Source organism: Alkalihalobacillus sp. BA299 (genome assembly GCF_017745675.1).
Lineage (GTDB): Bacteria > Bacillota > Bacilli > Bacillales > Bacillaceae_F > Alkalihalobacterium.
Window position 1 is genome coordinate 93,038 of the sequence record NZ_JAFLJM010000003.1, and the last position, 25,981, is coordinate 119,018.

The following is a 25,981-nucleotide window of genomic DNA, read 5'->3' on the forward strand; positions in this document are numbered from 1 at the left end:
AAGGGGGAGGTATTATATGACCCGCTGGGCATATTTATCAATTGCTATAGGTGCCGCACTCTGGGGGACGATCGGGATCTTTGTCAAAGAACTATATAGTCTTGGTTTAACACCAGTACAAGTCGTAACTCTTCGTGTAAGCTGTGCTGTTTTTTTTCTAATCGGCTATTGCTTTTTTGTTAACCGAAAGTGGTTACGTATTCGATTCAATGATAGTCCCATTTTTATTGGAACAGGAATCATTAGTATTGTTTTTTTCAATTGGTGTTTTTTTATCGCTATTCAGGAAACGTCAATTTCAGTTGCTGCCATCTTACTATATACAGCTCCTGCTTTCGTTCTCCTTCTATCTCGATTTATTTTTAAAGAAGCGTTAACTGCACGAAAGCTCATTTCCCTTACCTTCAGCCTTTTGGGCTGTATACTCGTCGTTGAACTGCTCCCAAGTGGTTCTATTACAATGACGACAGTTGGGGTTATTGCTGGTTTGGGTTCTGGATTATTTTATGGCTTGTACAGTATATTTGGGAAGTTTGCTTTACAAAAATATCATCCCATGACGGTCACCATATATACTTTCGTATTTGCAACTCTATTTATACTTCCTGTTAGTCAAATTTGGACGTGGGTTGGCCAGTTGAACGATTTTAAAATATGGATGTACGCTGCTAGTTTAGGGTTATTCCCAACTGTATTGGCATTTATTTTTTATACTAAAGGTCTTGATCAGGTAGAAGCAGGAAAAGCGTCAATAATAGCAACGTTAGAGCCTGTTGTAGCCGCATTTAATGGCATGCTGCTTTATTACGAAGTATTATCGATTTGGCAATACACGGGAATTGTTCTCGTAATTATTTCCGTTATTGCAGTTCAAAATATACCCTTATCAAAATTTTTAGGAAGAGCAAAAATGGATCACTCTGCTTAAATTGTTAAGTGTTATTAATTTGATTTTACCTTTTAAAAGTCTTATTCTTATGCAAAAAGAGTGGAGGTACAATACAAACCTTAAAGAAATCATAGATGCATATGACGATCATATGGAACAGTATACAAAGAAGCGCTCGAATGGACAAACTTCATCCAATTGGTCTAAGCGAGTCACATCCTTTTATAGTAAACCTTATTACCAAAACATTGCACAAATGCTGAAGCAACAAGGGTTTACTTGTAAAAATATGAAGTGATTTAGGAATATTTAGCTTACTTCATGTAGAATTTCAAAAAAGAAGGCTAACCATTTTAAAAAAATTGGTTAGCCTTCTTTTTGGGTTTAATCTAATGTTAAGCTTTAAAGGGAAGTCACAGAGCGATGATTTACCTTTAAACAGTTCCTTTATTCCTTGCATTTGTTTTTTTCGTCTGCCAAATCGTAAATAAAATTGATATAACTGTTAAGATTAAAAAAGCTAAAGAAATCGGTCTTGTAAAGAATAAGGTCCAGTCGGGGTCTGACATAAACGCTCGCCTTAAATTAACTTCCGCAATAGGTCCAAGTATAACACCGATAATCGCAGGAGCTAATGAAAAGTCATACTTCGTAAAAATATAGCCGACAATTCCCATAGCTAAGAGAATATATAAATCAGTTAAACGATTATTAAGTACAAACGTACCCACTACACATAAAAATAAAATAACAGGAACTAAAACATGTGTAGGAATTTGTGTCACCTTCATAAAATAACGAATCCCTAAAAATTGAGTAATTAGCATCCAAAATGAAGCAACAAAAAAGGCAAAGAAGATACCACCTACTACATTAGGTTCATTTACAATTAATAAAGGTCCAGGTGTAATCCCGTGCACCATTAAAGCAGAAAGCAAAACAGCTGTTACTGCAGAACCAGGAATACCTAGAGCGACCGTAGGTATTAAATCTCCGCCAACTGTAGAGTTATTTCCAGCTTCAGATGCAATAACACCTTCTTCACAGCCAGTCCCAAATTTCTCAGGATTTTTTGACCATTTCTTCGCTTGGTCATAAGCAACGATATTAGCGATGCTTCCACCAGCACCAGGAATTGCTCCTATAATCGATCCAATGGCCGAAGAACCGATTAGGTTTCCAGGCTTAGATAAAACGATTTTCAATGTTTTTAATGGACGAAGGACAAAATTCATATGTTGGAGTTTGTCTTTTTGCCGATCTTGACTATCTTTCATTAACTCCTTACGCTCTAATGACACTAAAAGTCGAGAAATCGCAAACATACCAATTAACACTACAAGAAAGGGGATACCTGCTCTTAAGGCTCTTAAATCAAAGGAAAAACGGGATAAACCTGAAATTGGATCTGCACCAACAGTAGCAATTAAAAGTCCAAATAAACCAGCAATCAATCCTTTAATAATTGAATCCCCTGTCACACTAGCGATTATGGTTAATGAAACAATTATTAAAGAAAACATCTCCCATGGACCAAAAAGTAAAGCAAACTTTGCAATTTGAGGTGCAATAGAAACTAATAAAAGCAAACTAATAATAGAGCTTAAAAATGAAGCCCAAATACCAATGGAAAGTGCTTTTCCAGGTTCACCTTTTTTCGTCATTGGATAAGCATCAAAGGTTGTAGCTATTGAAGAAGGAGTACCAGGTATACCTAATAATGCTGCACTTATCAAACCACCTGACATTCCACCTACAAATACTCCTATCATTGCTGCCACACCAGCAACAGGCTCCATTCCAAAGGTAAGAGGTAAGGTGAGTACAATGGCCATAGCTACAGTAAATCCTGGAATTAAGCCTGCTAAAATCCCAACTATGACACCTAATAATATGATTAAGAGTATTCTTATCTGAAAAATTTCTGAAATCCCTAATAATAGTAAATCAAACAACTTTGTAACCTCCTTTCCTAACGATTAGAAGAATAATCCTGACGGAAATCTAACGTGTAAAACATTTTCAAAGAATAAATATGTGCTGAAGGTAATAACTACAGCTACAACAGAAATGATAAAAATATTTTTTTTCTTTTTAGGACCAATGATTAGTCCCGTTGTGATAATAAAAACAATAGTTGTCAAAACAAAACCTATAAACTGCATAATAAAGATATATAAAAATAGACTAATTAAAGTAAAAAAGACAAGTTTATGCTCTTTATATACTCCTCTTAGGTATTCTCTTAAATCAAGCTTGGCTATTTCAGCTTTTTGACTTAGTAATTCCTTTGCTTTAGAAATGACCAACATCAGAGATAAAATACCTAATAATACTGCTATCAATTTTGGAAAAGAGCCTGCATTTAGATGAACTTCATTAAAATATGGAAAATCTCCAGACTGAGAGTAAATCACTATGCATATTATAATAAGAGCAATTCCAATTAGTATTTCTCCCATAGTCATCCTCCTCCCTTGACGCATTTTTTATCAAGATAACTCTAGTCATATGAAAAAAGGGGCCTCACCTGGCCCCTTTTTCATTAAGGCTATTTAGCAATAATTCAAGTGGGATAATATTTATTCAGAAATTTCTTCAATAATTTCTTTAATAATAGCATCCTGTTTTTCTAAATGTTCTTTATATTCTTGAGGTCCCATGAAAGCTACCTCTGCTCCTACATTATTTACAGCTTCTATAAAGGCTGGATCATTCGCTGTTTCTTCAAACGCTTTACCTAGAAGGTCAATAATTTCTTGAGGCGTTCCTTTTGGTGCAACATACCCTCTGTTAAGCCCTAAAAGAATATCGTATCCACTCTCAACAAATGTTGGAAGGTCAGGAGCCTTTTCAATTCTCTCTTCAGTACCAATCGCAATAAACTTCATATGTCCTGCTTCTACAAAATCCTTAGCTGAACCATAATCAACGATCGCCGCATCGATATGTCCACCTGCAAGAGCTTGAATAGCTTCACTTAATCCTTCATATCCAACTAGATTATAATTGATGTCTAGTGCCTTTCCCATTTGCTCTACCCAGACACGAGGAATACCTGCAACAGTACCACCAAATCTAACTTCTTCTTTTTTCCCATATTCAACGAACTCTTCTAAAGTATTAATATTCAGATCACTAGCAACAGCTAAAATTTGATCTGTAGCTGACATAGCTGCAATAGGTTCAAAATTATCAAAATTAATTGGTGTAATTCCTGAATGATGCGCAACAAGTAGTCCTTCATGGATTTGGCCAAGGTTGTACCCATTAGCTTCTTTTTCTTCCAACTCCTCAAGTCCTACAGTTCCTCCAACCCCAGGAAGATTGATTGCTACAAATGTAGTATCAATATGGTTTTGAGCATGTTCAAGTACAATTCTCCCCTCAATATCACTACCGCCACCTGGCGACCATGGAATAATCATTTCAATTTCTCTATTGGGAAAATCTTCAACAGATGCCTCTTTTCCTCCACAAGCCATTAATGTTATAGCAGTTAGAGAAATCATACTTGCTATGGTTGCTACCTTGAAAAATTTCTTATTCAATTTGTCTCTCCCCTTTTTTATATTTAATTTAACCAATGGTAATAATTTCATCCCCGTAAAAAAAACAGTATTGCATATTCTGATAACTAATAATAAATTTCGACTAAATAAAAATTCTGATAATTTTTTTTAGTGAAATTAACATATTGATTATCAGCCTGTATTTTTCAAGAAATGAATTAAATTCTGAAAATAATTAGAAAATTATTTTTTATTAGTATAATTGATTACGAATCTACAGTCAATAACTAAATCAATTATTTTCCTTCCTAAAAGTTATTTTTATTTATTTTTTAATTACCTTTTGTATTATTTTTTATATCTTATATTACAAAAAGATATTTTTTCAATAATTATCTTTTTCTGGAAAATAACTTCAGACTATATTTCAATATATTATTTTCTTGACTTATACAAACTAAAAACCGATATAAATTGTATTCTAATTTTTCAAAACTAATTAAATAGATGGCCATGCACTTTAAATTTGATTGATCTAAAAATATATGTTGTATACCCTCTTATACTGTAGTTCATCCTAAAAATACATGTGGATCCTTAATTTTCAAAGAAGATAAATTGTATAACTTCTCCAATGTGATAAAATTAGATATAATAAACTTCTATACTATTTATAAGTGGTGAATATAATGAAGATTGACGCTACTGATAAGAAAATCCTTCAATTACTTATCGATAATGGACGTATGTCATACGTTGATATTGCCAAAGAACTCGGACTTTCTCGCGTAGCCATTAGAGAGCGTATTAACCAATTAATTGAAGAAGATGTTATTGAAAAATTTAGTGTGATCATTAATTCAGATAAGGTTGGAAAAAAGGTGTCGGCATTCTTTGAGGTGGATTGCGAACCAACTTCTTTAGTCTCAGTTGCTGAAACGTTAGCTGAAAACCCAAAAGTCGCTAGCTGTTACCAAATGACTGGACCTAGTACATTACACATGCATGTTCTTGTTGAAGACTTTGAAGAATTAGAACACTTTATCAACGAAGAACTCTACGCCTTAAAAGGGATTACTCGAGTTGAAAGCCATATCCTACTTCGCCGTTTTAAGAGTAGAACGGGTCTTAAGTTATAAATAAGAAAAGCGGAAGCGCCCGTTTAGCGGCGTATGGACTGAAGCCCTCCGTATGAGATAAAGTAAACACGGTGAGTGCTAACGAGTCGATGTTGACTTATCGTAAGGAGGAGAGCGAAGTCCACTAGACGCTGGGCGCTGCAGCTAGACAATAGAAAAGCGGAAGGTGTCTGCTTATCGGCGACAAGAGCTGGAGGGCCAGCAATTAGTGTCCTGACTTTTGGACACGTTTGATGGACCGAAGTGACCTCGAGCCGATGACACCTGCAGCTAGACATCCTCGAAACCTATGCTTTCTTATTCGGCAATGAAAAACCCTGCTTAAATATGCAGGGTTTTTTCGGAGTGAATACCATTTGGTTCAAATTTTTTTACCAATTTCATCGTCACTGATTACTACCAAGAGGCAACTTCACCATCAGTACGTGGTTCAGTTGCTCCACTTAGGACTCCAGATTTGTTATCTCTCCAAATGATTTGCCCTCGACCAAAGCCGCCTTCATCTAAACTTCTTTTAATATTGTGACCTTTCCTAGCTAATGCCTTTGCAATATGGTCTGGGAAATGAGGTTCAACAAGAACAGTCTTATCTTCCGTCCATAACCAGCGAGGAGCATCTAAGCTAGCTTGAGGATTTAGATGAAAATCAATTGTATTCATAATTACTTGTACATGCCCCTGTGGTTGCATAAATCCGCCCATTACACCAAAAGGGCCAACTGCTTCCCCGTCTTTTGTAAGAAAACCAGGAATAATGGTGTGATATGTCTTCTTTCCTGGTTCAAGATAATTATCATGCGTAGGATCAAGGGAAAAGTTATTGCCACGATTTTGAAGCGAAATTCCTGTACCTGGTATAACAATCCCTGAACCAAATCCCATATAATTACTTTGAATAAATGAAACCATATTGCCTTCTCCATCAGCTGTTGAAAGATAGACAGTTCCACCTTTTGGCGGTTCACCTGGTTCTGGCGTTAAAGCTTTATCACCGATAAGAGACCGACGAGTTGCCGCATATTGTTCAGATAATAACTCCTCTACAGATACTGACATTGAATCTGCCTGAGTAATATATTTTAAACCATCAATAAAAGCTAACTTTATTGCTTCAATTTGTTTATGGTATGTTTCAACATCTTCTTTTGCGTTAAAATCAAACCCTTTTAAGATATTTAACGCTTGTAACGCTATTAGTCCTTGACCATTCGGAGGGATTTCCCAAACGTCATATCCACGGTAATTAACACTAATCGGCTTCACCCACTCTGGAGTAAAAGCAGCTAAATCACTTTTACGGATAAACCCACCGTGTTGTTTAGAAAAAGCATCAATTTTATCCGCTAGTTCACCTTTATAAAAGGCTTCCGCATTCGTTTCAGCTATTAGACGTAATGTATCTGCATGTCCTTTTGATGACCACATTTCTCCTGCTTTCGGAGCTTTCCCATTTGGAGTAAACGTGTCAAACCATGGAGTAAACTCTTCTCCTTTTAACTTTTTTGAAAACTGCTTATACGCTTTTTCCCAATACTTCGCTAGAGTTGGAGATAGTGGGTATCCATTTTCAGCATATTCAATTGCAGGTGCTAATACTTGTGTTAATGGTAGCTTCCCAAACTTTTTGGATAATTCTGCCCATGCCCCTGGAGCACCTGGTACTGTAACAGGAATTAACCCATATTTAGGCATTTCTTCTTTGTATCCGGCTTCGCTTACTGCTTCTAAAGTTAAATTTTGCGGGGCCTGACCGCTAGCATTTAATCCGTGAAGCTCTCCCTTTACCCATACTAACGCAAATGCATCTGAGCCAATACCATTGGATGTTGGTTCTACTACTGTTAAGCATGCTGCAGTTGCAATTGCTGCATCAATCGCATTTCCACCCTCTTTAAGAATTTGTAAACCCGCTTGAGCAGCTAATGGCTGAGAAGTCGCAACCATTCCTTTTTGCCCATATACAACGTTACGCTGAGATGTATATGGATAATAATGAGAATCCGTAATTAACAAAATAAGCGCCCCCTATTTTATGCAAGTAAATTCATCGCATTTATTTCTTTTTAATCAATAATAAGTATATTTACTTACTTTTTGTATATTTTTTATTATAGTTTATTATCTTTTGACAGTCTAGTTAGTTACTGAAATTTCAAAAATATTCTTTTAAAAGTAAGTAGTAATTAGTAATTAGTTTTCGTCTATAAGATAATAAATTAAATAATTTATCAGTGCAATTCTACAGGGTAAATTTGGTGCAATTACAAGATCAGATCTGTTAGGTATAAATGATTTTAGTCACTCATTATCAATACCTTTCAATATTACAAAAATACACTATAAATCTACAATAAATTTCATTTGTAAATTTTATAAGTTTAATATACAATCATAAGTAATTTATTTTTATTAAAAACTGTACATTTTGTAAAGAGGTGAACACCTATGTGGAAAACTCAAGTCGATATCTTTGTTGCCTTTTTCCGTTCTGGAATGCTTGGATTTGGAGGTGGTCCATCAACAATACCACTCGTACATAAAGAAGTAGTGGGACAGTACAAATGGATGACTGACGAGGAATTTGCTAATGTACTTGCGCTAGGCAATACATTACCTGGCCCTATTGCTACTAAGATGGCGGGTTATATTGGTTATCAGGTTGGTGGTAAGATCGGATTACTGAATGCCATTTGTGCAACAGTATTACCTACAGTGTTCTTTTTGATCGGATTAATCGGTGTATTATCAACATATCGTGATTCAAGGATAGTAGTGGGAATTACTCAAGCTATTACACCTGTAGTGGGCGTCATGATGATCGTATTAACCTATCAATTTTTAAAACAATCAAAAAAGGGAATTGGCTGGACACAAACAATCATTCTAGCCGTCATTAGTTTAATAGCTTATCAGTTATTAGCTATCCATCCAGCATTCGTTATTGGCATTCTGCTCGTCTATGGTTTAGCTAAAAAAGAGTCAAAACCAAAGGATCAAAACCAAACCGAGAAACAAAATATATCAGGTTAGGAGGTTCAAGACGTGCTTTATATTGAAATATTTATCGCGTTTTTTATACCAGGGATTGTTGGATATGGAGGTGGGCCCGCATCTATACCTCTTATTCAAGCAGAAGTAGTAGACCGTTATGAATGGGTATCTGTAGAGGAGTTTGGAGAACTATTAGCAATGGCAAATGCATTACCTGGCCCTATTGCTACTAAAATGGCAGGGTATATTGGTTATGAAGTGGGCGGTGTTTTTGGATCATTTATAGCTCTCTTTGCCACAGTAGCCCCATCCTTAATTGCAATGTTGTTCTTACTAGGTCTACTTTATAAGTTTAAAGATTCTCCAAAAGTCAAACGAATGACAGCCCTTATTAAACCGACTATTGCTATACTACTAGGAGTACTTGCGATACAATTTTTTTCAACCTCTTGGTATAGTGCAGGAATCATCCAAACATTAATTTTAGGTGTCGCTAGTTTGATATTATTAGAAAAATTAAAAGTTCACCCATCTCTTGTAATTGTTGGTGCTCTAGTATATGGTGCTGTATTTCTTGGGTAACCTTGATCAAATCTTTTCTGACAGTAATAAGGTTACAAATCACCATTGATTTGTAACCTTATTACGTCTTTTAATTAATCCCCATTCTCCGAAAAATGTAAATGAATAAATTTCCCAACCAATATAAAATTGTCATATATTTTAAATTGTGACACTTGTTCGTTCAAGGTATCATCTCACCCGTTTATATTTTCTCTGCAATCATTTATAAAAATTAATTGCCAAATAAATGTTTAGCATTTTCAGTCGTTTCCACAAAGATTTTACTTTTGACTTCATGCTTTATTTCAGCTAGCATTTGAATAATATGTACAAGTAAAAGTGGTGTTGTTTCAATGTGTTCAAATGGACCATTATACGGCCACGGACCATCAGTTTCTATTAATAATTGAGATAGAGGTACGAATTGAGCGAGGATCTGATCACGTTCTCGATAACATATTTCAGGTGTAAATGAAATATAATGTCCAGCTGTCACAATCTCCTCGACGACTGGCCTTTTAGCTTTTAGCCAATGAAAGTGGGCTTTCAATTCTGGCGTTTGTTTTAAAATAGTCAGTGCTTGCTCAGCTTGCGAATGAACAGCATGGAGAACTAATGGTAAGCTTTCGAGCTTTGCAATTTCACACCACCACTGCAATTGTTCCATATGTTGACGTTGCTCATTTTCTGTTAATGTATGTAGCGTATAATAAGGCAGTCCCACTTCACCAATTAAGGAAATGTGCTTTTTCTCCGTTTGGATAAGCTCAGATAATTCGTGCATTTCTTTTTCTATCATCGGCTTTTGCTCGGGGTGATAACCAACTCCAGCATAAATAAATTGTGGGTACTTCTGTTTTAATTCCAATGTTTCATAGGAAGACTTCAAGTCATTAGACACAGCAACAACTCGTTCAACTCCCTCCTCCTGCCAATGATTTATCCTTTTTTCAATATCATCATACTGATAAAGGTGAATATGCGAATCTATCATCGTTTTCCTCCCATAAAGTTTAGTTGCATTATAAACAAACCATTTCTCAACACCTTTAGATGTGAAATCCTCTATGAGTTAGGAGGGAGTTTTGTTTTTCATCCTCACAAACATAACCATAAACACCTATTACTACATCATAATTCCTCCATCTACATGAAGGACAGTTCCATTTACATAGTCTGATTCGTCAGATGCTAAAAATAAATAAGCATTCGCAATGTCCGTTGGCTTACCCAACCGGTTAACTGGGATCGTCATTTTAAGTTTTTCGATTACTTTGTCAGGTACTTTGGCTACCATTCCTGTTTCAATAAAGCCCGGTGCAACCGCATTAACGTTAATTCCTTTACCACCTAATTCTTTGGCCCATGATTTTGTCATACCGACTACTCCTGCTTTTGTTGCCGCATAATTGGTTTGTCCAACATTACCGTACACCCCTGAAACACTTGAAGTCGTAATGACCTTTCCTTTTCCTTGTTCGACCATTTTAGGAATTACTGCTTGTGTACAATAGAATACGCCTGTTAAATTGACATCGATCACTTTTTGCCAATCCTCAGGACTAAGCTTGTGTAACATCGCATCAGCTGTAATGCCTGCATTATTTACTAAGATATCAATCGTACCAAATGCAGTCACTGCTTTTTCTACCATCGCAGTCACACTCGCTTGCTCTGCCACATTTACTTTAACAGCAATCGCGCTACCACCATTTTCTTTAATCTCAGCTACTACTGCTTCAGCCGCATCTTCATCAAAGTCAGCAACGACGACGTTTGCTCCTTCTCTGCTGAATGTTAGTGATGCCTCTCTTCCAATTCCATTTCCGCCACCAGTAATAATAGCTGACTTATCTTTTAATCTCATAGTTTTCCTCCTAATTCTTCTAGGTATTCCTCTTGATCATCTTTTTTTGAATATTCTTTATTTTACCATAAAATATAGCAAAGGTAAGGGGAAAAAATCCAAGTATTATAAACTCGGTTAGCAGTGAAAATGTATAAGACTCTTAATTGTCGAGGACCTATGTTCCGCTATTCCGCACAAAAATATATTCATATAACAAGGAGATCATTTAAAGAAAAAATAGGAACCACCAAATACCTAGTTTTTGGTGGTTCCTCGTTTTTAAAATGAATTATGGAAATAATCGCCAATCTTAAAATCAAAGGCAGTTCTGAAGTGCCTAGTTTAGAGTAATTTTCCAACTTTTTCTTCCACTATTGAAATAATCTCAGCAGAATGGATAAAATCCTTTAACTCTTCTAAATATGGGTAAAGATACTTGTCTTCAGCTATTCTTGGTATAGACTGGGCAATGCGTTCCAACACAGCCCTTGAAGCGGAGCCAGGTGTCAGATTACTTTCTACAAATTGATGGGCATTATAGATAGACAAAAGCTCAATCGCTAATATATATTCAAGCTTTTTCGCTACTTCACGTGCCTTTTTAGCTGAATTGTATCCCATTGCTACATAATCCTCTTGATCCGCACATGTCGGAATACTATCTACCGTTGCCGGATGTGATAATATTTTCATATCATTTAAAAGGCCTGCTTGTGAATACTGAGGAATCATTAACCCTGAATTTATCCCGGCATTCTGAACAAGGAAAGATGGATAACCGGATAGGTTCTGATTGATAAGTCGATAGTTTCTTCGTTCAGACATTTTAGCTATTGTAGTAACTGCGATACATGCTGAGTCTAACTCGATACCAACGTATGAAGAATCACAATTACTTCCTGAAATCGCACCGCCATCTTCTTCATCTGACCATAAAATCGGGTTGTCACAACATGCATTTAGCTCTACTTCAAAAGTATTCAGCGCATCAAACAGCGTTTTTTTAGCAGCTCCATGAAGCTGAGGAATGGCCCGTAAAGATAAGGCATCTTGTAAGCGGTGATCGTTAGACTGTTTAGCAATCACCGAGTCCTCTAAAATTCTTCTTACATTTGCAGCAGTGTTTCTTTGTTGTTCATGTGGACGAACACTCATCAATCGGTCGTCAAATGCACGTGTTGTTCCTCTTAATACTTCTAAGGCCATCGTACCAATGATATCTGCAGCCTTAGCTGCATTTAGCATATCGTATAATGCAATTGCACCGATTGCTGTTGGACTAGTTGTTCCGTTTATTAAAGCTAACCCCTCTTTTGCAGAGAGTTCGATCGGCTCCAATCCTACTTTATGGAGAGCTTCCTCCGAAGGCAATAACTCCCCATTAACATAGGCCTTTCCTTTACCAAGCATAGCCAAGGCAATATGAGCTTCAATACTTAAATACCCAACAGACCCTTCACGAGGGGCAAAGGGGATTAAACCACGATTTAGAAATTGGCGATACATTTCCAAAGTCTCAAGCCGTACTCCAGAATACCCTTGTCCTAAATTTTGCAAAACCATTAGCATAATTGCCCTTACACATTCTTCTTCTAATGGATCTCCAACGGATGTAGCATGAGACAAAAGAATATTCTTTTGCAATAGTGATGTCTGTTCTGACGAAATTATTTGTGTAGATAGAGCTCCAAAACCGGTATTTACCCCGTACATTATCCTTTCTTCATCGATCCACTTGTTTACGAGTTGATGGGACCTTTCTACTCTTTGGCGGTAAGCATCTGAAAAATCTACATGAGCACCATTACGCGCTATAGAGACAAACATATCTAATGTTATTGCATTACCTAGGGCTACCTTTTTCATCCCTTGATCCGCCATGTTAATACCTCTTTTCTTTGGTAAAGTTATTTTTCAATTTTATCGATAAAGAACATTTTAACTGCTGAAAATACTTGTAGTACAAAGACGAATAGAACCGCAGAACCACCTAAAGCAGCAAGATATTTTACACCATCAACGCCTTGTACCCCGCCTGCGAATGTAACCATCACGTAGGCTATGGTCGCAATTGAAATCGCCCAAATAAGCATTTTCCATTTAGCTGGTTCTTCATCATAACGAATATTAACAGTACATAACGTCGCAATTGCACGAATCATTGAGTCAGCAGCTGTAGCAAAAGAAAGGATTAGAGCAATCATCACCACAGGAATAATTATTGCCGCCAACGGTAAATTAGCTAAGAAAGCCCATAATCCTGCAACAGCTCCACTTTCTTGAATGGTTGACACTAAATCAACCGTACCGTTTTGCTGCCAATGTAAAGCTGTCCCACCAAACACGCCGAACCAAACAATACTGAATACAGCTGGTAATATCCAGTTGATTAACATAAACTGTCGAATGGTTCGACCATATGAAATAACTGCAAGAAAAATCCCCATTAAAGGTGCATAGGCAATCCAGATCGCCCAGTCATATAATGTCCACCACATAACAAGGGCTTCTCCACCAATTAGACCCGGATCAAGGCCCCACCCCCAGAAGTTCTGTAGCCAATGTGCAAATCCTGCCGTTGTCGATTGTAAAATATATAAGGTAGGACCGATAATAATCATTGCAATTAGAAGAATGTAAAAAACCTTTGCATTAATATCTGACATTCGACGAATCCCTTTATCCAAACCTTTTAAAGCTGACAGGGTAAACAATCCAGTAATTACAAGTACTAAGACGAACCAGACAATCGGTCCTTGCTGAATACCATAAACTGTCTGTATACCAGACCCTACTAATGCCAAACCTGCTCCAAGTGAAGAAGCTAAGCCGAGCGCGATAGCTAACACAGCTAATGTATCGATGATCCCAGGCCAAATTCCCTTTGTAATTTTGTTTCCAAACAGAGGGGTTAATGTTCCTGTAACAGACAATGGTTGTTTGCGATTAAAATACATATATGCGACTACTAAACCACTCAACGAATACATCGCGTAAGGAATGAATGTCCAATTGTATAAAGAGCGTCCCATTGCATAAATGGCAGCCATAGACGTGCCGGGTTCGACACCTGTATTTGCCATTTCCCCATAAATATTACCAAAGTAAATGATCGGTTCATTCACACCATAAGTAATAACTCCCGTGGCTATTCCACCAGTCAAAGCCATCGCAAACCACGCGGGAAACGGATATTTTGGTTTTGCATCAGAACCACCCAAACGAATATTACCTAATTTTGAAAATGTCACTACACTCACAACAATTAGCGCAACAATGGATATAATTTGATAAAGCCAGCCAAGCCCCCGTAATGATCCTATAAATCCATTCATTGAAATATCAGCCAATAGTTGATTGTTCACAATTCCTAGAATGGCTCCCCCTCCAACCACAAGAAACGCCGGTATAAAAACAGATTGACGCGTTTTTTGTTTTTTGTTCCCAATTATTTCAGTCGTATTTTCCTTTTCAGTTGCTAAAGACATCATGTATTCCCCCTTCTACTATTATTAGAAACCATATGGAAGATCAACAATCCCTACTTTTAAACTCATCCAAAATTAGGGTTTTATAAACTACTCTTTCAATCTATCTCAACTACAACAACAAATACGCAATCGGAGTTGCTATAAGTAGGGTCAAAACCGTTCTCTCAAACCATATAACTAATAATTTAGGAATACTTACAGGAATGTCAGTCGATAAGATACATGGGATTAAAGCTGAGAAAAACAAAATAGATGAAACGGATAACACAGCGACTACGAATTTAGTAACTAACTCTGCTTCAACGACTAAAAGTGCAGGAAGAAACATTTCAGCAATGTGGATCGCAGACGCTTTTGCCGCTAACATTGCATCTGGTAGCTGTACTAGTGTTGTAAATGGATAGAAAAGGTATCCTATAAAATCAAAGACAGGTGTATATTCCGCCAAAATAAGTCCTAGAAGCCCGATAGACATAATGGATGGGAGAATACTCATTGTCATGAGAAAACCGTCTTTTAAATTGCCATAAACATTTTTACGGAGGGACGGTGCATGTTGTGCAGCTTCCATTGCACTCTTCCATGCGTGCTTCAAGCGATCTTTTTTAACCACTTCCTCTGGTTGCCCTTCTTCTGTAATGTATTCATCACTCATTTTATTTAAAGGCCAAATCCGTACTGTGATAGCGGTTACAAGAAAAGTGACAAACAGCGTTACCCAAAAATACAAATTCCATACGTCCATGAGGCCTAAAGTATTCGCCACAACAATCATAAAGGTTACTGATACGGTAGAGAAACCCGTTGCAATAATTGTCGCTTCTTTAATGGTGTACTTCCCTTCTTTAAACACTCGATTTGTAATTAATAAACCAATGGAATAACTACCGACAAATGATGCAACTGCATCTATCGCTGAGCGACCAGGTGTTTTCCAAATCGGACGCATGATTGGCTGGAGGAGGACGCCGATAAATTCTAACAGCCCATAACCTACTAGTAAAGCTAAGAAAACCGCTCCAATAGGTACTAACAGTCCAACTGAGATCACCAGCTTATCAAATAGAAATGGAGCCATACTAGGAGCCATCATCCATACAGGACCAAAGCTAAAGAGCACCATTACTGTCACTATAAGGCCTAATATTTTAAAAATAGAAAAGACGGTGTTTACCTTATCCTTATTCCAGCTTTTATTATAAAAGGGATAAATTGCCCCAAGAAGAATGACCAATCCAGCATAAAATGGAATAAGTGAAGGAAAGGTTGTACTTATCCAGCGCACGAGATGATCTAACGGGATTGTAGATCTTTCCCCGATCGTAATCGGAATAAAAAACATAAATATCCCAATAGCACTAAATACAAAAAATTTAATGAAGTTCGATGATGTTTGTAGTTGGGGCTGCTTTTCAATTGATCTATTTATTTCAGACTGTGTATTCATCTTTTCCATAGCTTTTCCCCCTATTTTATAAAATCATTAATAATAATCAGATAATTCCATTGGAGCAAAGGGCTGTTGTTCAGCCCCTTACTCTTTTCTTCTTTTTTTATACCCTGTTAAAAAAGACAGCATTACATGTACACCTGCTTTTACGGTAGCATTAGCCATATCTTTTTGTGGATCTAAGCAGACGATATCCATTGCTTTTACTTTTTTACATTTTCCTGCTAAATAGACAGCTTCAAATAATTCTTCTGTATACATTCCACCTGGAGTTGACGCTGGAGCCCCAGGTCCAAAGCTAATATCGAGTACATCCATGTCGACAGTGAAATAAATCGTATCGACTTTATTACTAAGATCAGAAAGTGCTTCATTTATCACATTCTCAATCCCTTTTTTTCGCGCTTGTTTCATAGTAACGTAATTTACGCCTGTTTCATCTGCATACTTTTTCAAGGAGTATACGTTATAGAAGCCGTGAAGACCGATGTTGTAAACGTCTTCTCCTTTAATCACTTGGCTTTCAATTAAATTGCGGATCGGCGTGCCGTTAGATGGGCCGTTATCTGTTAAATCTCTTAGATCAAAATGAGTATCTAACTGTAAGATCCCAACTCTTTCATGAGGGTGGACGTCTTTATATCCTTTAACTAGCATCGCCGTAATCGAGTGATCACCACCTACCATTACTGGAAGTAGCTCAGGATGATTTTTTTGCATCGCAATCATCGCTTCCCGTATATTTCGATGGCAGATGGAGATGTCTGTTACGTGTTGACGAACATCACCAAGATCAACTACGTTCAGTTCTGATAAATCCTCATCTTCATCTAGATTATACGTCGTGAAGGACTTCCATTCTCTTCTAAAAGCATCCGGATTTTCACTAGCATATGAAGCAGAAATGGACGAACGTGACAACGGTACTCCTAGTATACCGACATCATATCGACCCCAATCTGGTGTTTCCTCTTCATTGATCGTTTGAATCCATTCATGAACTTTCGGTTCCGTTATTGCTTCATTTGAGCGCCATCTAAACGACGGAGGATTTAACATTGGGTAAGGGTAGTTTTTCATATAAGCGTTCCCCCGCCTACAACGACTATTCCTTCCTTAATGACAGTTTCAGTATGATTAACACCATAATGATATTGCATTTGCATATAGTTTGGAATATCTAAAATGACAACGTCTGCTTTCTTTCCAACTTCAAGGCTTCCTATCTCATGCCCACGTTTGATAGCATGAGCTGCATTAATGGTTGTAGCAGCAATAACTTCTGCAGGTGTCATACCCATTTTTAAACATCCTAAATTCATAATGAGTGGTAATGACACCGTCGGTGATGAACCAGGATTACAATCAGTCGAAAGGGCAACAGGGACGCCTTCATCAATCATCTTCCGTCCATTTGCCGATTCTTCCATTAAGAAGAAAGCTGTTCCTGGCAATAGAACACCGATGACCCCTTTTTTGGCCATCATTTTCATCCCTTGTTCAGAAGCCTTTAATAAGTGATCTGCAGAGACAGCCCCTATTTCAGCTGCTGTTTCAGCACCACCGTAGGGTTCAATTTCATCGGCATGAATTTTAGGAAGTAACCCATATTCTAACCCTGCTTTTAGGATGCGCTTCGATTGTTCTGGTGTAAATACGCCATGTTCGCAAAAAACATCGTTAAATTCAGCCAACCCAAGTTCAGCAACTTTTGGAATCATCTCATTGATTACAAGATCAACAAAATCGTCTGGACGTTCTTTGTAGTCCGTAGGTACAGCATGCGCACCCATAAAAGTGCTCACGATATCAATAACATGTGTTTCATTTAGGTTTTTAGCCACTTCAAGCTGCTTTAGCTCAGCTTCAAGTGTTAAGCCGTAACCACTTTTAGCTTCAATCGTTGTTACACCATGAAGCAGAAATTGATCGAGTCGCCGCTTACTTTCTCTATATAGTTGTTCGTGACTAGCCTCTCTTGTCGCCTTGGTTGTTGCATGAATACCACCACCTGCATTCATGATTTCCATGTAGGACGACCCTTGCATTCGCATATTAAATTCATTTTCTCGGCTTCCCGCATATACAAGGTGTGTATGCGGGTCAACAAAGCCAGGAGTAACAATTTTGCCGGTTGCATCAATCACCTGTGCCTCATCCATGCGTCCTTGAAACTTTTCGAAAAGCTCTGCATCCTTACCAACCGCTTGAATTTGACCGTTTTCTAACCAGACACTCCCGTCTTCGATAATATGAAGTTCGTTCATGCCATCAGCTGTAAGTGGTTTTGTAGAGCCACCTTTTAATGTAATCACTTGATTGGCATGTCGTATAAATATAGGTTGTGTAGTCATCAAATCTCCCCTTTTTAGAAAAACACGATTTATCGCCAAAAATGGCGACAATCGATGCTTTTCTTATACTTTAATTCGCTAAAGAAGGTAATTTTCTTAAGTGAAAATATGAAATCTATTTAAGCATAGGAATGTGAATGCCTTTTTCTTTTGCTGTTTTCTTCGCCAGCTCGTAACCAGCATCTGCGTGACGAACGACTCCCATTCCTGGGTCTGATGTCAATACACGCTCAAGACGTTGTTCTGCTTCTTTTGTTCCATCGGCAACAATGACCATACCGGCGTGAAGTGAATATCCCATTCCTACACCGCCACCGTGATGAACCGATACCCAGCTCGCTCCACCAACACTGTTTATTAATGCGTTTAATATTGGCCAATCGCTCACTGCATCACTTCCATCCTTCATTCCTTCTGTTTCACGGTTTGGTGAAGCAACTGATCCAGAGTCAAGGTGATCACGTCCAATGACGATTGGTGCTTTTAACTCTCCTTTTGCTACCATGTCGTTAATGATTTTTCCAAATCGTGCGCGCTCTCCATAACCAAACCAGCAAATACGCGAAGGCAGTCCTTGGAATTGAATTTTTTCCTGTGCCATTTTAATCCACTTACATAAATGTTTATTTTCACTAAACTCACGCAAGATTACTTCATCTAATTTGTAAATGTCCTCAGGATCTCCAGATAATGCTACCCAACGGAATGGTCCTTTTCCTTCACAAAATTGAGGACGAATATAAGCTGGGACAAACCCAGGGAAATTAAATGCATTTTCTACACCTTCATTTTTCGCAACTTGACGAATGTTATTTCCATAATCAAAAGTAACCGCACCAAGCTCTTGCATTTTTAACATCGCACGTACGTGCTCAGCGATGCTTTCTTTTGACCTTTTCTCATACGCTTTTCGATCACTTGTTCTAAGTTCAGCTGCTTCTTCAAGCGATAAACCTGTTGGCACATAACCGTTAATTGGATCGTGAGCTGATGTTTGGTCAGTTAACACGTCAGGATTAAAACCTCTTTCAATCATTTCAGGTAAAATTTCTGCTGCGTTTCCTAGAAGTCCGATCGATAATGCTCTACCTTCACGTTTTGCCTCTAATGCTACTTGAATCGCTTCATCAATTCTCTCTGTCATCACATCAAGATATCTTGTATCGAGACGACGTTGAATACGTGTACGGTCAATATCGATTGCAATACATACACCATCATTCAAAGTAACCGCTAATGGCTGAGCGCCACCCATACCACCAAGACCTGCAGTTAGCGTAATCGTTCCTCGTAAACTTCCATCATAATGTTGTCTTGCAAGTTCTGCAAACGTCTCATATGTTCCTTGGACAATGCCTTGACTTCCGATATATATCCAGCTTCCTGCCGTCATTTGACCATACATCATCAGCCCTTTTTGATCTAGCTCGTGGAAATGATCCCAGTTTGCCCAAGCAGGTACTAAATTAGAGTTAGCAATTAATACTCTAGGTGCATTTTCATGTGTTTTAAACACTGCGACAGGTTTTCCTGATTGCACTAGCATCGTTTCATCGCTTTCAAGGTTTTTAAGGGTCTCTACAATTGCATCAAAACATTCCCAGTTTCGTGCGGCTTTCCCGATCCCACCGTACACGACTAAATCTTCTGGACGTTCAGCAACATCATCATGTAAATTGTTCATCAGCATTCTTAGAGCTGCTTCTTGGACCCAACCTTTTGTATGAAGTTCAGTTCCTTGATATTGTTTTACTTTATTTTTATACTTTTGATTCACTTGCATATCTTCACCCTCTTTAGAAGTTTTTTATTTACTATTGTTTTTGCTCTTTCAGTATATCGAGCTAGTGAAGGAGAAAATAGATAAAAAACTTTCGAAATGTTTCAATAAATTACGGTGTGAGGTCATTTTTAAAAGCGTTTTCATGTAAAAATGATAATTATATAAGGTATATGATAATTTTTATAGTATATCTTTCTTTTTGGATCATTTTATATAAATCTTGATTAATTCATGACCCAATTGATAGATCGTGAGTTTAAACAAGTAGAAAAGGACCTCCATATTGGAAGTCCTTTCCTTAAAATTTTAATAATATTATTATTTAACAATACACAAGTTATTATATAAATTGGATACGAATTTATAAGATCATGGCTCCAATAAGACCGAAAATAAATAAGGGAATATTAAAATGGATAAACGTCGGTACACATGTATCCCAAATATGATTATGATTTCCATCAGCATTTAAGCCTGACGTTGGACCTAATGTACTATCGGAAGCTGGTGAACCTGCATCTCCTATTGCAGACGCTGTTCCAATTAATACTGCTGTTGCTAATGATGAAAAACCTAGGGACAGACATAAAGGGACAAACAATGCCGCTAATATTGGTATTGTACCAAAAGAAGAGCCGATTCCCATTGTGATTAACATTCCTACAAACATCATCATTAAAGCAGCTAAAAACATATTGTTCTCTAAAAGTACACTAGTTGATGAAACTAAGCTTTCTACAGCACCTGTTTCTTTTAGAATTGTTGCATAACCAGAAGCAATGAGCATGACAAAAGCAATCATTCCCATCATTTTAATACCTTCATTTACCATTCGATCGCCTTCTTTAAAAGGAACCACTTGAGCCAAAAACATAATAATAATTCCTGTAAGCGCTCCCAAAACTAAAGACTTAGAGATTAGTTGTACAACTAGAACACCCACAATAGCAAACAGTGTAAAGAAATGATATTTTGAAAACCTTAAATCTTCATCTACACCTGCTGCAATTTCAATAGAAGCAGATTGTTCTGTTGTAGCCTCTCGATCCTTTCGGTAAGTAAAAAAGATAGCGATGAATAACCCAACGATCATCCCTATTCCTGGGATTAACATCGCTAATGGGATTTGGCTAATACTAATTTCCATCCCATTTGACGTCATTTCGTCTGCAATAATACCATGAAAGATGAGACCGTATCCAGCTGGTATCATTACATAAGGTGCTTTCAAGCCAAACGTTAGAGAAGTGGCAACTCCTCGACGATCTAGTTTCATATTGTCAAATAAATAAAGAAGTGGAGGTATAAGGATTGGAATAAATGCGATATGGACAGGAACGACATTTTGCGATAAGCACGCTACACCTGCAATCGTTAATAACAGAAAAGCTTTTTTACCTTTTAACATTTTGAATAAATGTCTCACTAAAAAGCCTGTAATACCCGAATACCCTATCATGACAGCAAATGCACCAAGTAAAATGTAGCTTAAAGCTGTGTTTGCTTGTCCACCCATCCCAGATACTAACAGCGTTGTTGTTTCAGTTAAAGATAAATCCGCTGTTATCCCTGCAGTTAACGCAGCAACTAAAATCGCTAACACGACATTTACACGGAATAAGCTTAAAATAACCATAACGATCACAGAAATTACTACAGCATTAATCAAAAGTACCCCTCCATTTTTTTCTATAATAATTTGCTCATCACCTTCAAACCGAGTATCCATTACCAAACTAAGTCGATATTTATGGCTAATTAATTAGAGAGGCGGCTTAACTTTGCCCAACCTCCCTAAACTCTAATTTCTTTACGGTTGAATTGTAGGTTTCAAATTTTCATAAGAATAAGAACTATTCTTTAGCCAAGTCGCAATCTGCTCAATGTCTTTTGAAAAAATCCTGTCTTCTGTAATAGATGGAGAAATCTTTCTTCCGTCTTTGAAAAAGTTATGAGTAATTGAAGCCATTTTTTCTATCCCTCTTACTTCAACGGCTTGCATAGCACAAATCGCTTCAATGGCTAAGACTCGACGTACATTAGAAATAATTTGATAAGCGTGTCTAGATGCGATTGTACCCATACTTACATGATCCTCTTGGTTGGCAGAAGAAGGAATTGAATCTACACTTGCAGGATGTGCTAATGTTTTGTTTTCTGATACAAGTGAAGCTGCTACATATTGCATGATCATCGCTCCCGATTGCAATCCTGGCTCTGGGCTTAAAAACGGCGGAAGATCATTTAATTGCGGATTAACTAAGCGCTCAATTCTTCTTTCCGCGATATTTCCTAGCTCTGCCATCGCAATTTTTAAGAAATCCATAGCAAAGGCAATCGGCTGTCCGTGGAAATTCCCCCCTGAAATCACTTTTTCTCCTTGATTAAAAATTAACGGGTTATCTGTCGCAGCGTTCATTTCAATTTCTAATTTTTCCTTAACATAGTTTAGTGTTTGCCATGTCGCTCCATGCACTTGTGGTATACACCGTAATGAATAGGCATCTTGTACTCTAATTTCACCTTGCTTTGTCGTTAATTGACTGTTAGCTAAATACGAACGCATTCTTGCGGCTACTTCAACCTGTTCTTTATATCCTCGAGCTAAATGAATATCTTCATCAAATGCATCAGTAATCCCCCTTAGCCCTTCCATCGTCATCGATGCTATCACTTCGGATTGAAAAGCCAGCTTTTCCGCTTCAAGGTAAGCAACTACCCCCATCGCAGTCATCGCTTGGGTCCCATTTATTAAAGCTAACCCTTCTTTAGCTGTTAATATAATTGGGAATAGTCCTTCTTTTGTCAGTGCTTCAATGGCTGGGACTCTATTTCCTTTATAAAAAACTTCTCCTTCCCCAATTAATACAAGAGCTAAATGCGATAGCGGAGCTAAATCACCACTTGCTCCTAGAGACCCTTGTTGAGGAATAACGGGATGTATCTCTAGGTTAACTAATTCTAATAATCTCTCAATAATTATCGGTCTTACGCCTGAATAACCTTTTAACAAAGCATTTGCTCTTAGTAACGTCATCGCTCTGGAAACAATTTCTGGAAATGGCTCTCCAACTCCGCAGGCATGAGAACGGATTAAATTTAGCTGAAGCTTTTCAACATCTTCTTTATCAATAAACACATCACTAAACTTTCCAAAACCTGTAGTAATTCCGTAAATCACTTTCTCTTTTTTTACAATCTCCTCAACCGCTTTTCTACTGTCAGCGACCTTCTTTAGACTCTCTTTGGAAGCATTTACTTGTTCTTTTTCGTATAATACTCGCATAACTTCAGAAAACGTAAGTGTATGACCTGTCAGTGTAACCATAATCGTATTCCCCTCTCATCTACTTTAATTAAGTAAAGCGGCAATAGAAAAGGGGGTTATACCAAGAAGTCAGACTGACTTCATTGATATAACCCCCTATTAGACTAATAACTATGGGTTATTTAATATAGGATGTTCAAAAAGTCTGGAATTCCTCTTTTTTGAACATACACTTATATATGATTGATTCCTAAACCAATCGCTTCATGTTCAGAACCCTTTACTGGAGCACCAATCGTACCATATAAAGAAACAGCGATCCATTCCCCCTCATGCTCATTTTCATAAGGGTTCCCACGTAAAACGGAAAAGCTTAATCCAACTGTACGTAACACTGAACCTAATTGGACATGCCCTCTCGTTACACCATGAAGTGCTTCCATAATCGCATGATATAATGCATGGGATTCACGATAGACACTCGATTGAATAATCCCATTCTTCTTTGCTGCAGTTTCTATTGCTGCCACTACTTTATGTTCTTCCATTGAACCAACTTTACCAGTACAAAACTTCCAACCTATCGTTTCTAGCTTAGTGATTTGTTCATTCTTATCATCACTAAGTAACAATAGAATTGCACTCCGACCAATCTGGCGGTCTTTACTCAAGGACATAGTAAACAACTCTTTTCCTTTTCTAAGAACTAACAACTAAAATTATAGTATTTATATTAACTATTAACTATTAACTATTAACTATTAACTAGGATTTAGTGTATGCGTTTTCCTTTAAGGTGTCAATACTGTTCTGATTTTTTTTGTTTTTCAATACTCCATTAGTGGACCTATACTCAGTATATGCAGTGTTTTGATGGAGGATTACAGTTATTGACCATTTACAATCAATTTCTCAAGTGCCATTTTATACATTTTAATCACAACCAGTTGGCAAAAAATCCTCTTGCAATATTGCTAATTCACTTTCAATAGTCACATGATCCCCTTTTTTTACTTTCAAAATTTCAATGTCACCACTTGTATTAACTTGAACTATTTTAGTGGAACCATCCAATGTTTTTATTAAAAATAAAGGCTCCCATTCATAAACATATGAACCTCGATGTACGAAAACTTCTTCTACTACACCATTCCATGAACTTGTAACTTTTCTATATATGTTCATATTCACCATCCTATAAAATCAATGTTATATCCATCCGCGAAAACGAGATGCTTCTGCTATTTTTCGAACACCAATCATATAACCAGCCAAACGCATATTAACGTTTTGCTTAATAGCAGTCGAATATACATTCTCGAAAGCTTCTGTCATTACTTTATGAAGTTTTTCAGACACTTCTTTTTCTGACCAATAGTAACCTAAATTATTTTGAACCCATTCAAAATAAGAAACTGTAACACCTCCTGCACTTGCTAATACATCAGGAACTAGTAATATACCTTTTTGTGTTAATATATTGTTAGCTTCTAATGTTGTTGGACCGTTAGCGGCTTCTACAATTATTTTTGCTTTAATTTGATTTGCATTTTCTTTAGTAATTTGATTTGAGATAGCTGCAGGGACAAGAATATCACATGGGAGCACTAGCAATTCTTTATTTGTTATTGTATTTTTAAAGTGCTTTGTTACAACACCAAAGGAGTCTCTTTTATCTAATAAATAAGGAATGTCCAAGCCATTCTCATCATATAAGGCACCATAAGCATCTGAAATACCCACTATTTTCGCGCCAGAGTCGTATAAGAATTTTGCCAAATAGCTACCTGCATTTCCAAACCCTTGTATAGCTATTTTAGCTCCTTGAATAGTAATTCCTCTCTTTTTAGCTGCTTCTTCAATACATATAACTACGCCCTTAGCTGTTGAACTTTCTCTTCCTTGTGAGCCTCCTAATACAATAGGTTTACCCGTTATAAATCCTGGTGAATCAAACTCACGAATACGACTATATTCATCCATCATCCAAGACATGATTTGTGAATTAGTAAAAACATCAGGTGCTGGGATGTCTTTGGTAGGGCCTACAATTTGACTTATGGCGCGAACATAACCTCTACTTAAACGTTCGAGTTCACGAATTGACATTACTCTTGGGTCACATACAATTCCACCTTTTCCACCACCATATGGAAGGTCCACAATTCCTGCTTTTAAACTCATCCAAATGGATAATGCTTTTACTTCATCTTGCGTTATTTCAGGGTGAAATCGTATACCACCTTTCGTAGGTCCAATGGCATCATTATGTTGTGCACGGTAACCTGTAAATACTTTAATCGAATCGTCGTCCATTCGCACAGGAATCCGAACTGTTAACATTCTGATTGGTTCTTTCAATAATTCAAATACTTCTTTTGGATATCCTAGTTTAGTTAATGCTTCATCAATAATAATTTGAGTAGATTTTAATAAATTTGGTGATTCTATTTCTTTATTTGCAGCATTAATTTTATCTATCACCATTTGGTTTATATTACTTATCTGCATGATTTCACCTCAAGTTATTTAAAGTTTCATTCTTATCTACTCTTCTCAATCTACCTCCACTACAACAACAAATACCCAATTAGTGCTGCAATGAGAAGGGTCAAAACTTTAGCTCCAAGCTTTTAAGGTTCTCAACTATTGCTCTATAAGTATATCGAGCTAGTAAATGAGAAAATAGAT

Annotated in this window: 21 protein-coding genes; 4 read left to right on the forward strand and 17 right to left on the reverse strand. The window is 37.2% G+C overall.

Annotation, left to right across the window (positions count from 1 at the left end):
- Positions 1–16 precede the first annotated feature (16 nt).
- Positions 17–928 carry a DMT family transporter gene (locus tag J0N78_RS04855; RefSeq protein WP_209121904.1) on the forward strand — a complete coding sequence of 304 codons (912 nt, stop codon included), beginning with the start codon at positions 17–19 and terminating at the stop codon, positions 926–928.
- Positions 929–1,323: 395 nt separating this feature from the next.
- On the opposite strand, the gene J0N78_RS04860 is transcribed toward J0N78_RS04855, so the two are convergent.
- The 3 genes from J0N78_RS04860 to J0N78_RS04870 form a co-directional block, all read right to left on the reverse strand.
- Positions 1,324–2,844: a tripartite tricarboxylate transporter permease gene (locus tag J0N78_RS04860; RefSeq protein ID WP_209121905.1), complete on the reverse strand. Its 1,521-nt coding sequence runs from the start codon at positions 2,842–2,844 to the stop codon at positions 1,324–1,326.
- A 24-nt stretch (positions 2,845–2,868) separates the two neighbouring features.
- Positions 2,869–3,351 carry a tripartite tricarboxylate transporter TctB family protein gene (locus tag J0N78_RS04865; protein ID WP_209121906.1) on the reverse strand — a complete coding sequence of 161 codons (483 nt, stop codon included), beginning with the start codon at positions 3,349–3,351 and terminating at the stop codon, positions 2,869–2,871.
- Positions 3,352–3,471: 120 nt separating this feature from the next.
- On the reverse strand, positions 3,472–4,440 hold the full coding sequence (locus J0N78_RS04870) for a tripartite tricarboxylate transporter substrate binding protein (protein WP_209121907.1): 969 nt from the start codon (positions 4,438–4,440) through the stop codon (positions 3,472–3,474).
- Between the two features lie 650 nt (positions 4,441–5,090).
- Between J0N78_RS04870 and J0N78_RS04875 the strand changes: the two genes are divergently transcribed.
- Positions 5,091–5,540 (forward strand): Lrp/AsnC family transcriptional regulator, encoded by a 450-nt coding sequence (locus tag J0N78_RS04875; RefSeq protein WP_209121908.1) that lies wholly within the window; start codon positions 5,091–5,093, stop codon positions 5,538–5,540.
- 396 nt (positions 5,541–5,936) lie between these two features.
- Here J0N78_RS04875 and J0N78_RS04880 read toward each other — a convergent pair whose 3' ends face one another.
- Positions 5,937–7,484 carry a gamma-glutamyltransferase family protein gene (locus J0N78_RS04880; protein WP_374193878.1) on the reverse strand — a complete coding sequence of 516 codons (1,548 nt, stop codon included), beginning with the start codon at positions 7,482–7,484 and terminating at the stop codon, positions 5,937–5,939.
- Between the two features lie 501 nt (positions 7,485–7,985).
- Between J0N78_RS04880 and J0N78_RS04885 the strand changes: the two genes are divergently transcribed.
- Complete coding sequence (locus J0N78_RS04885) at positions 7,986–8,570, forward strand: chromate transporter (protein ID WP_209121910.1); 585 nt, start codon at positions 7,986–7,988, stop codon at positions 8,568–8,570.
- A 12-nt stretch (positions 8,571–8,582) separates the two neighbouring features.
- A complete protein-coding gene (locus J0N78_RS04890; protein WP_209121911.1) occupies positions 8,583–9,113 on the forward strand; it encodes a chromate transporter in 531 nt (176 codons plus the stop codon).
- 214 nt (positions 9,114–9,327) lie between these two features.
- Here the strand turns inward: J0N78_RS04890 and J0N78_RS04895 are convergent, their stop codons facing one another.
- The 13 genes from J0N78_RS04895 to J0N78_RS04955 form a co-directional block, all read right to left on the reverse strand.
- On the reverse strand, positions 9,328–10,089 hold the full coding sequence (locus J0N78_RS04895; protein WP_209121912.1) for a TatD family hydrolase: 762 nt from the start codon (positions 10,087–10,089) through the stop codon (positions 9,328–9,330).
- 132 nt (positions 10,090–10,221) lie between these two features.
- Positions 10,222–10,962 carry a 3-oxoacyl-ACP reductase FabG gene (fabG, locus tag J0N78_RS04900; RefSeq protein ID WP_209121913.1) on the reverse strand — a complete coding sequence of 247 codons (741 nt, stop codon included), beginning with the start codon at positions 10,960–10,962 and terminating at the stop codon, positions 10,222–10,224.
- Between the two features lie 324 nt (positions 10,963–11,286).
- Entirely contained in the window at positions 11,287–12,825 is a 1,539-nt protein-coding gene (locus J0N78_RS04905) for an HAL/PAL/TAL family ammonia-lyase (RefSeq protein WP_209121914.1), read from the reverse strand.
- 26 nt (positions 12,826–12,851) lie between these two features.
- Entirely contained in the window at positions 12,852–14,432 is a 1,581-nt protein-coding gene (locus J0N78_RS04910) for a BCCT family transporter (RefSeq protein WP_247747141.1), read from the reverse strand.
- 112 nt (positions 14,433–14,544) lie between these two features.
- On the reverse strand, positions 14,545–15,882 hold the full coding sequence (locus J0N78_RS04915) for a YjiH family protein (protein ID WP_209122127.1): 1,338 nt from the start codon (positions 15,880–15,882) through the stop codon (positions 14,545–14,547).
- A gap of 87 nt (positions 15,883–15,969) precedes the next feature.
- The gene (locus J0N78_RS04920; RefSeq protein ID WP_209121916.1) at positions 15,970–16,965 is read right to left on the reverse strand and encodes an agmatinase family protein; all 996 of its coding nucleotides are present in this window, start codon (positions 16,963–16,965) and stop codon (positions 15,970–15,972) included.
- Complete coding sequence (gene hutI / locus J0N78_RS04925) at positions 16,962–18,239, reverse strand: imidazolonepropionase (protein WP_209121917.1); 1,278 nt, start codon at positions 18,237–18,239, stop codon at positions 16,962–16,964. Before hutI ends, J0N78_RS04920 begins: the two co-directional genes overlap by 4 nt.
- A gap of 115 nt (positions 18,240–18,354) precedes the next feature.
- On the reverse strand, positions 18,355–20,022 hold the full coding sequence (hutU, locus tag J0N78_RS04930) for a urocanate hydratase (RefSeq protein WP_209121918.1): 1,668 nt from the start codon (positions 20,020–20,022) through the stop codon (positions 18,355–18,357).
- 361 nt (positions 20,023–20,383) lie between these two features.
- Positions 20,384–21,691 (reverse strand): Na+/H+ antiporter family protein, encoded by a 1,308-nt coding sequence (locus tag J0N78_RS04935; RefSeq protein ID WP_209121919.1) that lies wholly within the window; start codon positions 21,689–21,691, stop codon positions 20,384–20,386.
- Between the two features lie 141 nt (positions 21,692–21,832).
- On the reverse strand, positions 21,833–23,350 hold the full coding sequence (hutH, locus tag J0N78_RS04940) for a histidine ammonia-lyase (RefSeq protein ID WP_209121920.1): 1,518 nt from the start codon (positions 23,348–23,350) through the stop codon (positions 21,833–21,835).
- 173 nt (positions 23,351–23,523) lie between these two features.
- A complete protein-coding gene (gene hutP / locus J0N78_RS04945; protein ID WP_209121921.1) occupies positions 23,524–23,967 on the reverse strand; it encodes a histidine utilization transcription antiterminator HutP in 444 nt (147 codons plus the stop codon).
- A 256-nt stretch (positions 23,968–24,223) separates the two neighbouring features.
- Positions 24,224–24,475, reverse strand: coding sequence for a biotin/lipoyl attachment domain-containing protein (locus J0N78_RS04950; protein ID WP_209121922.1), 252 nt, complete (start codon positions 24,473–24,475; stop codon positions 24,224–24,226).
- 24 nt (positions 24,476–24,499) lie between these two features.
- Positions 24,500–25,777, reverse strand: a complete 1,278-nt coding sequence (locus J0N78_RS04955; protein WP_209122128.1) for a Glu/Leu/Phe/Val family dehydrogenase — start codon at positions 25,775–25,777, stop codon at positions 24,500–24,502.
- Positions 25,778–25,981 lie beyond the last annotated feature (204 nt).